The organism is Fusobacterium varium, from assembly GCA_021531615.1.
GTDB lineage: Bacteria > Fusobacteriota > Fusobacteriia > Fusobacteriales > Fusobacteriaceae > Fusobacterium_A > Fusobacterium_A varium_C.
In genome coordinates, this window is sequence record JADYUE010000001.1 from 104,656 (window position 1) to 120,190 (window position 15,535).

Below are 15,535 nucleotides of genomic sequence, written 5' to 3' on the forward strand. Positions count from 1 at the left end.
CCCCCCTTATTTAATCTAAGTCTAGCATTCCAAATCCACTAGGACATTTGCTTCCTATTCCTGCTCTATAAAAGTAATTTAATATCTTCTTATCTCCCTTTATAGTTATTCGTCCATTTGTGGCAGGAAATTTAATTTTATAAAAGGATATTATATTTATTTTAGACTTCTCTACCTCTATTTCAATATTTTCTAACTCTTTAATTGAAAATTTATCCTTTAAAGAGTAACAAAGATTTCTTTTTAAAACTTCAATTCCTTTTTCATCTAATTCATGAAACCACTCTTTTTTCTTCTCTCCCTCTTCAATTTGCTCCCTTATTACTATCGGAGAAAGAGTTTTAAAAGTTGCTCTATTCTCTTTAATCTCTTTTTCTTGCAATTTTACAATATTTTTTATTTGAAACATATTTTTACCTAAATTAAATTGTATATGATTTCTTTTAGCAATGTTAAAAGCATTATAAAAATGAACTCCATCTATGATAGAATCAAAACTTAAAAAAATAGCAAAGATATTATTAGTTAAATTAATTTGATTATTTTCAATTTTTTCCATTGGAAAATAACAAGCAAAAGTCATATCCTTTGGTTTAAATTCATCATAATATTTCTTTTTTATCTCTTCACTATAATTTTCTAAAGATTTTTTTATAAAGCTCAGTATACTTCTTCTATAATCTAAGTAAACAAAATTCTCTTCTAAGATACACTCAATTTTTAATCTCATTTTCTTTCCCTTCTTTATTTCTTTTCTTTATAATATGTTCAATATGAGTATGATACATTTTTTAAAAAAAGCAAGTACTTTTTTTAATTTATATCAAAATTAAAAATTTAATAGAAACAATTGGATTAAAATCTATAATCAACAAACTCTTTATTTTCTTTTTCAGCTAATATTTTTAAATCCTCTACAAATTTTTCCACCATTGAATGAACTACTTTTTCCTGCTCTATCATCTTGTAATTAGCAGCAGTTTTATGCCCACCACCAGAAAGTTTACTGATCTCTCCAAGAGATTTTGCAATATCTCCTACATCTATATCCTCTCTACTCCTAAAGCTCACTGTCCCATAGGGATTTATAAAAACAACTATATCTGCTTCATCTCGAGATAAAATCTCGTGGCTAAATAGTGATTGATATTTTCTTTCAAATCCATAAAATATCTTTAAATATTTCCCATCATATTTATAATCAAAGGATCTATTCATATTTCCTTTAGCATATCTATTATAATCTTCATTGTATATTTCAAAAGCTATCTCCATTAACTCTTCAATTTTATCTAATTCAAAATCTCTTTCACTTAATTTTTTATATAAGAATTTAGGAGAAAATATTTTTTCAAAAGCATTTACCATTAAAGCCCCTCTTCTCTCTAGTGAATCCTCTGGTAACTTTGCCCATTGAAAAATATCCCATAATTTGACTATATTAGTAAACTCCTTAATTTTTTCAAAGTTACTTATTTTTTGTGAATCAAAATTTTGTAACTCTTCAAACCATCTTAAACTAAGAGTAGCTCCAGATTCGCTATCATTCCAATAATTGATGATATTTTTTAAATCAATCTCCTCTTTATATAATCCAGGCTTATTAGTTAAGTGGTGATCTATATATATTATCTCTGTTCTTTCAAGAGTTTTTTTCTTTTTTTCTACATATTCTTTGCTTAACATGGCTCTATCAACTATATAGATTCTGTCCTTTATTCCAATAGGAAGTATATCTACTGCCCTATCAAACATTCTCTCTGTTTCATCTGAACTAGGATTCATTGAAGATATAACCAACCAGCAAAACTCACAATTTGAAATAGAACTTTCACATTTTTCTATAACTTTTGCTGCTACTAATCCATCTGCATCTCCATGAGTTAATATTATTCTTTTAGGTTGCTTCATAAATTTCTTTTCTGATAATCTTAATATATCCATAAACCTTTCCCTCCAAACAAATTATAGATAAATAAATTGGTAATATATTAGCTGAGAGGTATCTCTAGCTTAATCTTGGCATTCTTCCCTTTTATCTCAGATTTTAAAATATTTCTTTATATCTAAACTCTATAAACTAAACTGGGCTAAAATCTAAATCACTAAAAAATTAATTTCTAAAAACTAAAATCTAATAACTGAAATCTATATTTTTTAGGCCTCTATATTTTAAGTTCTCTTAACTCTAATAAGGCACATATCTCTTTCTATTATCATATCTTTTAAATTTTTTAGGTGTATATTTTTTATGTTTTTCTAAATCAGACAACATATATACAAAAACTCTCTGATTAGGCTAATTTAAAGAACTTCAATATATTACCAAATATTTTATTAAATATATCTTAATCTAGTTCAATATCAAGATTATGTTTTACATTGGCTATATTTATCTGAGTATTAATTCTCTCCATAAAATTCTCACGAGCCTCTCTCTCCTTTGACAACTCTCCTTTTAAATCAAAAGCTTCTTCAATAATTGGATTGTATGCTTCCCTTCTCTCAGCAAGTTTTTCAGAAATAGCCGTACTTCCCAATGATTTTGTAGAACCATATAGAGTTTTTTCTAACTCTTTAACCTCTATCTCTTGAGTTTCTGTTAATTCCTCTCTTTTCTCTGAAATCATTTTAATATTATTTTCTAGTAAAGTTATGATAAAACTATCTGATTTTTTTACTCTCTCAAGAGCCTCAGCAATAGTAAGTTTAATATCTCCAACCTCTACAAAAGTTACAGCATTAAATTGTAAAATAGCCTGTCTGATCTTATTTCTATTTTTTACTAACTGCTTATAACTTTGATAAAGAGCTTTGACATCATCTAAATATTTTTTCCCCTTCTCCTTATCATATCTAATAGACGTATCTGCACAAAATAGTTCTGTTCTATATAATTCTTTTTGTTTCTTTTCAATTTTTTTATTATATAACTTAACTTCTCCTAACCATTCCATAACAGTTTTTTCCATTACCTTCACCTCTTAATATATTTGTAAGGCACAAAGCAAAATGATAATTTTTTCAGCTTAAAATGATAAATATATTTTATAGCAAAATGATAAAAATAAATGTCAAAAAATATAAAAATGGTAGGTTTTCAAACCTACCACATTTTTTATTCAGCTGCTTTTATGTAATTTAATCTTTTTTCCTCTATTAATTTTTCAAACTCATCTAAATCCTCAAGAGTAGCAAGGTTCTTTATAAAACTTCTTGCCCTGCTCCTATCAGATAAATATTTGGCTCTTTCTTTATTTTTCTCCTGCCATTTTTTATTTGCTTCAGTTTGCTTTACTGCCATTCTATTATCACCTCATTATTAATATTATTACTAATGCAGTTATAAAAGTAATAATACCTGCAAGTTTAAAAAAGTTTTTATTTTCTCTTTTCATGTGTTATAATAGTTTTGAGGAGGGGAGTTTCCTACTCCCCTGAAGGCTTTTATCTTAATAAATAAATTATTATTACTATCGTAATATTGTTTATTATTAAAGATAAAAGAATTGTTTTATGTAGAGTTGGCAAAGATTTTAGCAGGTCTGCCAACTCTTTTATTATGCTCCTCAATCCTATGTACCTCCTTCCTCTTAAGATATTTATATTATACTACGCATAGTAATAAAAGTCAAGAAATTTTTTATTTTTTTCATAAAAAAAAGAGGCTTCTAACCTCAATTTTTTACTGCTTTTTAATCTTATTTTTCTTGCATTGTTCGAGAACTTCTCGAAGCTGTTCAGGAACTTTTAAACCTGAGTTTATAGCATTTTCTAATATTGAAAGCCCTTCATTTGCTATATAAAAAGAAATTGTTACAAACCTGCAGTTATACTGTATATTAGTCAAATTTAAGATTATATCTAATCTATAAGCTATAACTACTATACAAAGCATTAAGATTTTTTTTAAAAATCCTTGAAACCCTTTTTTGCTATTTGTTTCAGCTCTAATTATAGATTTTATTAAACCCGAAATATAATCAATACTCATAAAAATTAATAAGCATACTATCATTTTATCTTCTCCTCCTGTGATTAAAAAGATAAAAGATACTGCCATTCCTATAAGAATTGTTCCTTTATTATAAAAAATACTTAAAACATCTTGAAATAATGTTATAAATATTTGCCACATTTCACTTAATGTCATTTTATCCCCCTTTAACCCACTGAATTTAATAATTTCTCCAGTATATTAAACCACCAATCTGAAATTGCTAATTCAGGAAATAAAGAAGCTAGAACACACATAATTAAAGCCGTTATAATTACTATTGTGATTGCCTTTGAATATATATTTATTTTTTTCTCTATTATCTCTTGCTGTTTATCTCCTGATTTTGATTTTTTATGAAATATATCTAGGAGCTTACCAAACAATAGAATTATCCCTTCTTTCATTTTTTAATACTCCCCTTTAAAAAATTTTATTTCTCTTTCTCTTCTTTTTTGAAGAACTGGAAGAACTTTTCCCCCGCCTCTAACCCACTTTCTGAACTCTGCTTCTATTTCTATCATAGGTGCTAAAGCATTTATTTTTTTAAGAAGTGTACTCTTTTTAAAGGCTTCAGCTCCAACATTGAAAGCAAAAGAGATTAAACTATCGTATTCATGTTGTTTCAAAGATATTTTTACAGATGTTTCTACAGCATTTTCAAAATGCTTTAAATCATTCTTTAGAAGCTCTCTCGAATGCTCTTTAGTAATAATCATTCCCGGAACAACATCTTTTCCTGTATGTCCTACACCTATTGTAAGAACACCTGCAGGACAAATATAAGCCTTTAATTTTTCTCCCTCTTCATTAATTATAAAATTTATCCCTTTTTCACTTATTTTCATTCTTGCCTCCTACTATTTGACATCAATAAATAATCGTCTTATAATATGTGTAATATACAGTTTGCCACAGGTGGAAGATATCATATTTTTAATTTTACTATTATTAATAAATTATAAAGAGGTGATGCCAATGAAGAAAGTTCTAAACTTTATCATATCAGCATTTAATCTTATGGCAAGTTTCATCACTATTTTTATCTTCTACAACGGTCACGGAAACAAGTTTAACTTGTGCCTGTGGCAAACTGTATATTTTTAATTATAAAAAATTATTTTTTTAACTTCGTAATTTTAGTTTTAAGGCATAAAAAATTAAAGTTAAACTTTATCATCTTCTTTCTTTTCGTATTTATAAGCTAAATTTCTTTCATACTCTACAATTTTAACTCTTGTTTGAAAACTATCAGCATGAGAAAGATGCCCCAAAATACTAGCAAATACATTTTGAAGTTTTTCTATAGTTATTTCTCCATTTTTATATTGCTCAGCTACTTTCTTTATATTCTTTTTTTCTCTTTTCCAAGTACTTTTTCTTACTTTTATAAAATCTGCATAATGTATATATCCTACAAATTCAACTCCCATTTTTACAGGAAATATTCTTGTCTTATCATTTAAAGAAAGTTTTAACTTTTCTTCCAAAAAAGTAATTATTTTCTTTAAAATTTCTTGCAGCTCTTTTTTATCTTCTGATAAAATTAAAAAGTCATCCATGTATCTTATATATTTTTTAACTTTTAATTCTTCTTTTACATAAATATCAAGCTGATTCAAATAGACATTAGCAAATAATTGTGAAGTTAAATTCCCTATTGGCAAACCTCTTTCTTTCGTATGAATATCTAATATTTGCCTAATAAGCCATAATAATTTTTTATCCTTAATTTTTTTCCTTAAAATTCCATATAAAATTTTTAAATAAACACTATCAAAATATTTACGAATATCACATTTCAAACAATATAATTCTTTCCCTTGAACTTTTGCAGCATGAAGCCAATTTTTTAATTGTTCACTTGCTTTGTGTCCACCTTTTCCTTTTCTACAGGCATAGGAATGCTCATAGAATTGTGCTTCAAACAAAGGCTCTATTATATTATTAACTGCATGTTGTAATACTCTATCTTTAAAAGGAAGTGCTTTTATTAACCTTACTTTAGGGACATATACATAAAATTCTCTATATTCTCCCTGCCTATAAAGCCCCCATATTAATTCATTTTGAAGTGTTATTAGATTTTCTTCGATATTCATTGAATATTCTAAAACTTCCTGCCTAAATCTTTTGCATTTTCTTGCTTTTAAATAAGCATCATATATATTTTCAAAATCATATATCTGTTCATATAGATTATTAACTCTTTTCATTATTTCTCCTATTTTTTATTGGAAGTAGACCCCTTTCAGCAAACTTACTAAGATTCTACTTCCCTTTTACTCTTTGTCCTTATCGGACGGGACAAGGCTCCTGATTCTCTGTAATCTATGCTTAATAGTCCTTAAACTATTAAATCAGGTGTATATATACAGTCATCACAGGCAAGACGGCAACCGACATTAGTATTAACATTCCATAGGTAATTATTACAATTAACCGCACGGGAACCACACGAAACACCATCATTCCAATTACCGCCATTTAGAGCATTACCCCATATTTATGTAAATTTTACTTTACATCTTTTTAGTTTGCTTTTGTATTTTTTATCCAAGTACCAAGCATTCCACCAATTTCTGTAAGCATTTTACTTGCTACTTCATAAGCCTTTGGACTTATGTATTTAAAATCAAAAGCTAGTCTGATAAGATGTTTTAAATGAAACAACTCTACATCTGCTTCATATAAAACGGCTCTTTTTTTGTCCACCATTCCCGCCTTGAGCAATTTCTTGCTCAAGGCGTATATTGTATTTTTTGTTTCTGTGACCAAAGCAAATTTCTCACTTTGAGGATACTTTTTTAAATATCCATACATTTGTTTCTCAAAATCATATACTTTTTGTAAAATTGTTAAGTTTTCAATCACTCCGCTTTCGCTCCGTTCCGTTTCAGATTACAGAGAATCACAGGCAAGACGGCAACCGACATTAGTCCTAACATTCCATAGGCAATTATCACAATCAACCGCACGGGAACCACACGAAACACCATCATCCCAATGACCGCCATGAAGTGTTACACCCACATCATTATTAAATGCAGTGTAATGTGCTCCTTTCTTAACTTCTGTTCCATTTTTGAAACCCCAACTTCCCCCACCTGTAGTTTGAGTTGAATAAGCAATATCTTTTCCTACTTCCCAAACATTTCCTGTGCAATCTTTTAACCCATAAGAAGATACAGCTTTTGCTATTATACCTGTTTTATTTCTTCCGCTATTTGTTGTTTTAGTCCAACCATAATCATTTGAATCATCACGACCATTAGGAGAACCATCAGCTACTGAACAAAACTCTAAATAGCTTAAAGGGAATTTTTTTAATTTTCTTGCTATTTTCTCATGCCAATCCCAATACATAAGACCTTCAGATCCAGTCATAGGTGTAGCATTATACTCTGAACGATAATTTGTAGATGTTAAATATATATCTACCCACTTACCTATTGAAGCACAATATACCATTCCTTCAGGAGAACTCTTTGGTCTATGAAGTAAAGTCCATGCAGAAAAAGGTAAAATTCCTTGATAAATATTATCTTCCCATCCAGCACCCCAAGCTGTTCCTGAACTATTTATAGGTTCTAAAGTATCTGCTTTTATTCTTCTTACATCTCCATAATGGAATCCACCTATTTTACGACTGTTTTCTGCATTATATCCCACTGGGAAAGTTGAATTAAGAGATATTTTATATTCTTCATCATTCTTACTACCTCTATCGCAACAATAAATATAATAATCTTTCCCTACTGCAAAACTTCCTGAATCTAAATTTGCACTATTAAGAGTGATATCTCTTTCTGTTTTAAATATACTTTCACCAACACAAATTATTGTATCTTTTAAAATTTTAAGCCCGGCATCTCCTACTACTTGAATATAGTCTTTCTGTAAAGCCTGTAATCCTACTAAATTTGATATTACAGCAGTTGTTAGTTTTGCCCTGCTGTCAACTTTTGTTATGTCATTTACTAAATATCTTGACATTTACATCAACTCCTTTATCATACTTGTGATTTCTTCTACTGTCAATCCCAATTTTTCAGCCTCTTGATGTCCTCCTGATAATTCTATAAAGTCTTCAGAAGGAACTTCTCCTGTTATTTTATACATGTCATTTTCTTTTCTTGTTTCTTCTGTTTCTGGTATTAACATAGGCTCAATAGCATAAATTTTTGGTAATTCTCTTTCTGTTTTTGGAATTATAAAATATCCATCTCCTTTTTCTAATATTGGAAGTCTAAAAATATCTTCTGCTTTCAATTTTTTTAAACGAATTACCCATTCCTTCCTATCAATTAGATTGTTCAAAGCCATTTCATGTAAATTATGCACATCTCTTTTTGTGTTTAAAATTTTAGGTATTCCTACCATGTTCATCATCTCCTTTTATCCTAAATAAAAATCTCCTAAATATCCTGCTCCAAGTGTTGCTTCTCTTGGATCTAAATTCAAATAATTTTCTATCACTTCTAATCTTGAAGCTGCTTCTGAATTTTTATTTTCAATTTTTAATAATCTTTTCTCTATCTCCTCTTTGTATTTATTAAAATTTTTAATAGTTACAAAAGCAGATAAATCTATAAAAGCTTCTATCTCTGCATCAGTTGTTACCTGAATAACCACATCTATAATTATTGCATGTGGATTTTCATTTTCTGCAGGAATATTGTCATATTTATCCATTGCATTGGTATAAAGAAATAGAATTTCTTTCCCATCTTTCCCACTTGCAAAAATACCTATTTCTTTAAAAGGGACTTCAGAGGTAAAGCCTTTATTAGTAAATTGTATTTCTATAACTGTTTTTGCTCTTTCTTCCTCTATTACTTCATGATTAGAAATTTGTGCATCAATAACTTTTTTCTTTAATGCTGTTAAAAATCTTATTTCATCTTCATTTGCTATTGTTCCACTTCCTATTTCTACCCTTGTTATTTTTAAAACTTCAGATAAATTACCATTTATCCGATTTATTAATTGTTCTCCTGCTTTTGTTAATTTAAACTTAGGAAAATAACTCATAACCACTCCTCCGTCATCTTATCTCTATTATTTTGCTCAAAGCTAAACCACTTGCATAATTAATATTTCCATTTACATGAACCGTTCTATCTATATCAAAATCCGCTCCTATCTCAATGATTTTTGATATTCCTACAGCAGAAGCAACTTTTATTTCAGTATTTTCTTCTGAAAATCCAAGCTCCCAATACATTCTTGCCCCAGCCTCACAAATTTTATTAAGGTTTGGAAATTTATTTATTTTAGAAAAATCCATATTCACATCAACTTTAAAATACTGACTAGCTACTTCTCCTTTATATCTAGTTTTAAAGTCTATTACTTCTGCTCCAGAAAGCTGTCTTGCAATATCTAGCAAAAATTCTGTAGTAGGAAGCCCTGACACTGCCATCCTTTTAGAAACAAGAGCTTTTCTATACTGTTCGTCATCTCTTCCATTTCTACTCTCTTGGTATCGAACTCCTAAAAAATCTAAAAAGATTCCTTTAGCTTTCATTAATGAGGTTTGTCCTTTTAAGCACTCAATTAAGTCATTTAAGTAGTCAACAACAGGTTCAAGACTTTTATAAATTTTTATATTATTCTCTTTTTGAAAGTGTAAAGGAAGACCTTCTATTACTTCGTTTATCATTATCCTCACTCTCCATTTGCTTTTGAACGCTCATTGAAAGCTAATTGTAAAGATGTTTTATATTCATTTTCAGTACTTCTTTTAAATTTCAAATCAAAGTCATAATATTTATACCCTTTTCCACAAACCCAATCAGATATAAAAACTCCTGTGCTTAGTTTTACTCCTAATCCTGCATTATTTATATATTCTTTCAAAAGTTCTCTTATTGCTACTTCGTCAGGACTTTCTATTGTCAACTTATAATCAACCAATACATCTATTGGTCTATCAAATCTTATTTTTTCGGTTTTACCTTCAACTGAAGTTTTAACATCAACTTCAATGCTTCCTTTAGTATCAGGAGTATGAATATGTTTATAAATAGCTTCTGCTATTTCTTCCTTTATTCCTCCATCTACTACAAGCCATATACTTTTAGGATCTAACCCATTTTTATCTGTTTCCATAGTGTTGTTTCTTATTCCATTACAACTCTTTACTCCAGCAAGAGCTCTTACTGCTGCTATAACAGGTTCAAGAGCCCATTCTCCTTCAGTATTCCCTGAAAGATATCTATTAAGATAATCAAAGTCATTTTCTTGAGTAAGTCCACCCTCTCCAAGTTCTCTATTTTGAATATTTACAATTCCTGCTGGAGCTGATAAAACTCTTGTTATAGAATTTTCTTTTATGTTTCCCTCTTCTCCTGTAAGAACAGCTTTAAATAATACTGTTTTTTTCTTAGTTGAATTAATATCAAATTGTTGTATATTTTCAAACTGTATTCCTTCTGCTGTTTCAATTAGAATGTCTTTTTCTTTTACACTAACATAACTATTAGCAGTAATTTCACAATTAAGAAAAGCATAAGATCCTTGACGGCGAGGAAAACTGTCTAGTAAATCATCTAACTCATTATCTTGTGCATTATATAAATTAAGCCCTTTCATTATAGAAATAATTTTATCTTCCAAATAAGATGCTACTGTTATAAATGGAGCTACTATTTTATAGTAATCTGATGTTTCTGAAGCATTAAAATCTTCCCCCCAACAATCTTTACTCTTTGCTTTTTCTTGAGCCATTTCCATTAACCCATTAAATCCTTTTGTTTCCAATTTATTCACAATACCACCTCCTGCTGTATATTTTTATATTTTTTATGCTGAAAATAAAATACAGCTGTTATTACTCTATTTTTTTCTGATATTATTTCATAATATAAATCTTCAAGTTCTTTTCCATACCAAGAAAGTGTTTTTTCTTTTATATGTTCCATTTTATATTTTGCATCATCTATTCCATTAATAACAGTTATATTAAGTCCTAAATTTTCATTATAGTAACATTCATTGCTGTATATCTTTAAAGAATTAATCCATCGCTGTAAAAACTCTTCCATTCCTGTAACCTTTTCTCCAAATTGAATATCTCCATCTTTCATTCTTAAACTTTTCATTATTTTGCCCCCGATGTATCTCTACCTTCTGCATCTGTATGTTTATGTCCCGCAAAGTCTATTCCTCCAATAGTTGCTACTTTGGAAGCTAAACTTTCTAAAATATTTACTACCTTAGCAGTTATCTTTTGAGTTACTGTTAAATTTCCAGTGATATTAACATCTCCTGTGATATTAGTATTACCTGTTCTTGTGATATTCCCTGTTTGGTTTATTTCTCCTTCCTCAAGCCTATCTCCTATAATCTTTATTGCTTCAGGAAAACTTCTTGCATCTTGCATACTAGGAACTGTAAAAGGAATAGCAAAACAACTATTTAATGAATTTCTTTTTATTGTATCCATTTTTTCTTTATTCCCTTGACTTATATATGACGAAATATCAAAAGTTGTTATAAATGCTGGAACAATATTCCCGGTATTTATTTTCCAATCAATATAATTTATTTCATCACCAAATAGGCACATTGGAACATTACGAAGAACAGGAAGAGAAATTCCGTTCGGCTTGAATAAAGGTTTAAGATCTACAAATCTATTATTTCTCACAGCTTGAACTTCACATAGAATAATACTTATATTTTCCATTACAACACCTTAACCTTTAAATTCATAATCCAACTATCTTTTAAATTGATTTCTATCTCTCTTACTTGTGCTAACCCTGTAAAAGTATCACTTACAATATTTACAGTATCCCCTTTTTTTATATAATGAATCGGGAAACATTTTATGTCATAATCATATTCTTTAGTAGTGGTTGCTGTAAGTTGTGGTTTTTTGCTTGTCCATTCCACATTTCCCTCTTTGTTGTCACTTGCTACATCTATTTCAGATTCATTTACAAGTTTCTCTGAAAATGTAGGATTTTCAATAAGTCCACTTCCAAAACTCAAACTTATAATTTTTTCTTTAAGTTCTTTATGATAAATATACAAATCATTTGATTTTAATATCATTTTACTTTCAGCATCTTCTACAAGCTCTTTTATTTCCTGAAAGGCTTTATTATAACAGGTATAACCATTTGTATAAATTTTGTCGTTTAAAAGCTCCATATTTATGATATTTATCCCTGCTGATTGACAAACTTTTTTTAAAGCATCTGATATTCTCACATTCCCATCAATAGAAAGAGATATTATTTGACTTGTATTTTTACTTCTCTCAGAACAAAGAAGTTCTTTAATAATATCACCACCGTCTCTATATTTATTTGTTTTTATAACCTCATAAATTCCATATTCTCCTACATCATCTGCATAACCAAAGTTTAATTTTACTTCACTGCCTACTGCAATATCTTGTGATAAATTATAAATATAAAATCTTCCTACACCTATTTTTTTATCATTTCCTGATTTTATTTCAGCTTGAAACTTTAATCCACCATTATTTTCATCATTAATTGTTTTCCCGTTTACTACAAGAAAAGAATTTCTAGGAAAAAGAGGTCTTAAAGCTGTTATTCTCTGCATCTTAAACCTCCTTCACAAGCATTTCTATTTCATCTATATTATCATAAGTTATTTTTTTATAAATTCGGTCTTTAGTATTAGCAATTATATAAGCCTTTGGAAACTTTTCATTAAAGTTTCCTCTCTCATCAGCTAATTTATTAAACCATAAAGGTATCCCAAAACTTACAGGTTCAGCATAACAAATAGGATTTAATTGATTATCATATAAATCTATGTAAATCCTCCTATCATAAAAGTTCATTTTAAAATCAAAAATAAATTCTTTTTTATTTATTACTATTGAAGTTCGATAAGGTATCGAACCTTTTATAATATTAAATTTAAAATTCATATTACTCCCCTCTTAACTTTATGCTTTCACTTGCAAGTTCTCCCTCCCATTCTTGTTTTCCTGTTCTTATTTCAGTTTTTTCAGAAATAAGTGGTTTCGCAGCAATGGAAGGAGCCGGAATAAATTCTAGATGTGCATATTCCATTTGTGTGAATGAAATTGTTATTTCAATATATGTATAAGTAGTGATGTTTTTACTTACACTTGTTATCCCTAAATTACTATACAACTTATCTATATATAGACTTACAGGTTGCCTCTTTTTTACTAAAGATATTATCTTTTCATAGATTCTATCTTTATCTGCTCCTGTTATTTGTGCTTTTATAGAAAATGAAGAGGGATTGTTAGAAATATTATCTGTTTTATTTGAACCATCATCTAGTTTTGTTACAGGAATTTCTGAAGATAAATCTTCAGAAAATTCATTTGTCAATTCCAAAGGAATACCTTCTAAAATAACAGTTTGTGCCGTCAAATATTTTTTTACAGGCTCTATTTTTTCCGTTACACTTGATATCAGGCTTCTAATTGAAAAATCCATCTATATCAACCCCTCTGCTATTTCTCTTTCTTCTTCAAATTTCTTTATTTTTTCAATTATTAAATTACCTATTCTATTCCAATCAATTTCATTCCCTGAGGTATTTATATTAAAATTCAAGTTATAAATATTACCTGATTTTGTTTTTACCTTTGAATAATTTTCATTTTCTTTTTTGGTTAGTACCCTTTCTCCCTCATGCAGTTCAGCAATATAATTATCTTTAGGAACATATGAAAGTCCTGTTTTGTGACTTCCATCTATTTCAACTTTTCCTTCAGGTTTTTCTTTGTTATTATCATTTTCTTCTTCATTATCAAAGCCAAACCATTTTTTTACTTTCTTTACTGGAGAAAGTTCTGCTATTTTTTCCCCTAGATTCTTAAAACTATCAACAGCTGATTGTATGCTTTCTTTTAACCCTGTAAAGAAAGCTGAAAAAGCATTTTTTACATTTTCTATTATTCCTAAATTACTATCCCAAGCTCCCCAAAAAGCTCTTAATCCATCAAAAATTATTTTTCCCGGTATAAGAAAATTAAATATTCCACTGTATTCAGAAAATTTTAAAAATAAATCTTTTACTCCATCTTTAAAAGCTTTTAAAACTCCTGTAAAAACATTAAAAGCCCCTTTGAATATCCCTACTACTTTATCCCAATTCCTGTATAAAGCTACTCCTGCTGCTATTGCAAGTCCTACTCCTATTACAATAGGATTAAAACTTAATCCTGCAAGAGCTGCTTTTAGCACTCCTATCATATATGCAACTTTTTCTATTACAAATAATCCTGTAATAGCTGAAACCATTGGAATTAAAACTTCTTTCCATTTAATGCAAAAACTTATAATTTTACTTCCAATACTTACAGTTTTTTCAATGCTTCCTGCAAGATTTTCTGCCCATTTTGTAAAAGTTCCGTCTTCTTGCCACTTAACCAAGAGATCTGCAAGAGGAACTAAAACTTTATCCCGGATAATTTGAAAAGGAGAATTTTTTATAACATTTCCAAATTCATCTATTCCTGCAACAGTAGAAAGCCCTGATTTAAAAACACCTTTTATTGTAGAAATAGCTCCTTTAAAGGTCTTTGCTTGTTTCTGCATAGCTCCACCAAATTTGGAATTCATCAGTTCAAATAAAGCCTTGTTAAATAAATTAATGTCTTTTATTTGCCCCTGATTATTAAACATTTCTCCATATCCTTGCGACTTTGCAAAATCCCCAATCATGTTCTTAGTTATTCCAAATTCTTTTAATCTTTCAAGTTCTCCCGTTCTACTGTCTGCTAGAGCTTCCACAGCTTGTTCAAAAGGTTTGTTCATAGCTGAAGCCATATCACCAATCATTTCAATATAGGTTTTTCCTGTAGACTTTAAAACTCTGTCCCCTTCCATTCCATAAGATTGCATTTTGGTTAATCCACTAATAATTTCTTCAGTTTCAAAAGGAGTTCTGTTTGCAAGTCTACTCCCCCAAGCAAGTTTTTTTTGTGCTAAAGTTGAATCTTTTAAAACAGTTTCAAGAGTATTTCTATATTGCTCTATATTTGAAGCCCCCTCGAAAGCTGTTTTAATAGTAAGCCCAGCTCCTAATACTCCCATCATTCTCTTTAAAGTTCCTGTAAGAGTATTAGCTTTTTTTTGAGCTTTCTCAAATACTTTTGTAGAATATGCTGAGAAAGATTGAAACCCTTTTTTCATGTTTCGAGTAAGCCTAAATTTCATTATAAATCTGTCCAACGATCTTGTTGTTCTATTAAAAGCATTTATTCCTACTTGTTGAATTCCTAAAAAAGCATTTTTAAAAGTCCCTGATACTTTATACCCTTTTGTAATAAGTCCTGAAGCATAACCCTCTATTTTCCTGAAAGGATTTTTTATAATATTACTCAAATTTATTTTAAGAGGATCTTTCAAAAGTTCTTCAGTTTCTTTATATGATTGTTTTATTTTTTTTAATGCTTCCGTTCCATTTCCACTAACATTAAATTTTAAAGTTAATCCTTTAAGCACCTTTTCCAGCCTCCTCTATTTCTTTATTTCTTCTTTTTACCCAATCATTCCATGCCATAGT

The 15,535-nt window shown here is 29.0% G+C and carries 19 protein-coding genes and 1 pseudogene; all 20 read right to left on the bottom strand.

The window, feature by feature from the left end; genetic code table 11:
- Positions 1 to 10 precede the first annotated feature (10 nt).
- The gene (gene cas6, locus I6E31_00490) at positions 11 to 730 is read right to left on the bottom strand and encodes a CRISPR-associated endoribonuclease Cas6 (protein ID MCF2638441.1); all 720 of its coding nucleotides are present in this window, start codon (positions 728 to 730) and stop codon (positions 11 to 13) included.
- Between the two features lie 125 nt (positions 731 to 855).
- On the bottom strand, positions 856 to 1,944 hold the full coding sequence (locus tag I6E31_00495; GenBank protein ID MCF2638442.1) for a hypothetical protein: 1,089 nt from the start codon (positions 1,942 to 1,944) through the stop codon (positions 856 to 858).
- 404 nt (positions 1,945 to 2,348) lie between these two features.
- Positions 2,349 to 2,972: a hypothetical protein gene (locus I6E31_00500; protein MCF2638443.1), complete on the bottom strand. Its 624-nt coding sequence runs from the start codon at positions 2,970 to 2,972 to the stop codon at positions 2,349 to 2,351.
- A 146-nt stretch (positions 2,973 to 3,118) separates the two neighbouring features.
- On the bottom strand, positions 3,119 to 3,304 hold the full coding sequence (locus I6E31_00505) for a hypothetical protein (protein ID MCF2638444.1): 186 nt from the start codon (positions 3,302 to 3,304) through the stop codon (positions 3,119 to 3,121).
- A gap of 381 nt (positions 3,305 to 3,685) precedes the next feature.
- Positions 3,686 to 4,153: a phage holin family protein gene (locus I6E31_00510; GenBank protein MCF2638445.1), complete on the bottom strand. Its 468-nt coding sequence runs from the start codon at positions 4,151 to 4,153 to the stop codon at positions 3,686 to 3,688.
- 11 nt (positions 4,154 to 4,164) lie between these two features.
- Complete coding sequence (locus I6E31_00515) at positions 4,165 to 4,404, bottom strand: hypothetical protein (protein MCF2638446.1); 240 nt, start codon at positions 4,402 to 4,404, stop codon at positions 4,165 to 4,167.
- Positions 4,405 to 4,407: 3 nt separating this feature from the next.
- The gene (locus I6E31_00520) at positions 4,408 to 4,845 is read right to left on the bottom strand and encodes a lysozyme (GenBank protein ID MCF2638447.1); all 438 of its coding nucleotides are present in this window, start codon (positions 4,843 to 4,845) and stop codon (positions 4,408 to 4,410) included.
- A 318-nt stretch (positions 4,846 to 5,163) separates the two neighbouring features.
- Positions 5,164 to 6,213, bottom strand: coding sequence for a group II intron reverse transcriptase domain-containing protein (locus tag I6E31_00525; protein MCF2638448.1), 1,050 nt, complete (start codon positions 6,211 to 6,213; stop codon positions 5,164 to 5,166).
- Between the two features lie 316 nt (positions 6,214 to 6,529).
- The gene (avd, locus tag I6E31_00530; protein ID MCF2638449.1) at positions 6,530 to 6,871 is read right to left on the bottom strand and encodes a diversity-generating retroelement protein Avd; all 342 of its coding nucleotides are present in this window, start codon (positions 6,869 to 6,871) and stop codon (positions 6,530 to 6,532) included.
- A 27-nt stretch (positions 6,872 to 6,898) separates the two neighbouring features.
- Complete coding sequence (locus I6E31_00535; protein ID MCF2638450.1) at positions 6,899 to 7,993, bottom strand: hypothetical protein; 1,095 nt, start codon at positions 7,991 to 7,993, stop codon at positions 6,899 to 6,901.
- A complete protein-coding gene (locus I6E31_00540) occupies positions 7,994 to 8,380 on the bottom strand; it encodes a hypothetical protein (GenBank protein MCF2638451.1) in 387 nt (128 codons plus the stop codon).
- A 15-nt stretch (positions 8,381 to 8,395) separates the two neighbouring features.
- A complete protein-coding gene (locus I6E31_00545) occupies positions 8,396 to 9,031 on the bottom strand; it encodes a hypothetical protein (protein ID MCF2638452.1) in 636 nt (211 codons plus the stop codon).
- 13 nt (positions 9,032 to 9,044) lie between these two features.
- Complete coding sequence (locus I6E31_00550; protein MCF2638453.1) at positions 9,045 to 9,662, bottom strand: hypothetical protein; 618 nt, start codon at positions 9,660 to 9,662, stop codon at positions 9,045 to 9,047.
- 5 nt (positions 9,663 to 9,667) lie between these two features.
- Entirely contained in the window at positions 9,668 to 10,771 is a 1,104-nt protein-coding gene (locus tag I6E31_00555; protein ID MCF2638454.1) for a baseplate J/gp47 family protein, read from the bottom strand.
- Entirely contained in the window at positions 10,768 to 11,103 is a 336-nt protein-coding gene (locus I6E31_00560; protein MCF2638455.1) for a hypothetical protein, read from the bottom strand. Before I6E31_00560 ends, I6E31_00555 begins: the two co-directional genes overlap by 4 nt.
- On the bottom strand, positions 11,103 to 11,690 hold the full coding sequence (locus I6E31_00565) for a hypothetical protein (GenBank protein MCF2638456.1): 588 nt from the start codon (positions 11,688 to 11,690) through the stop codon (positions 11,103 to 11,105). The genes I6E31_00560 and I6E31_00565 overlap by 1 nt, the downstream gene beginning before the upstream one ends.
- Positions 11,662 to 12,580 (bottom strand): annotated as a pseudogene (locus I6E31_00570) (hypothetical protein). The gene I6E31_00565 and the pseudogene I6E31_00570 overlap by 29 nt, the downstream one beginning before the upstream one ends.
- Before the next feature lies 1 nt (position 12,581).
- Entirely contained in the window at positions 12,582 to 12,914 is a 333-nt protein-coding gene (locus tag I6E31_00575) for a hypothetical protein (protein MCF2638457.1), read from the bottom strand.
- 1 nt (position 12,915) lies between these two features.
- Positions 12,916 to 13,458 (bottom strand): hypothetical protein, encoded by a 543-nt coding sequence (locus I6E31_00580; protein ID MCF2638458.1) that lies wholly within the window; start codon positions 13,456 to 13,458, stop codon positions 12,916 to 12,918.
- Positions 13,459 to 15,474, bottom strand: a complete 2,016-nt coding sequence (locus tag I6E31_00585) for a hypothetical protein (GenBank protein ID MCF2638459.1) — start codon at positions 15,472 to 15,474, stop codon at positions 13,459 to 13,461.
- Positions 15,475 to 15,535 lie beyond the last annotated feature (61 nt).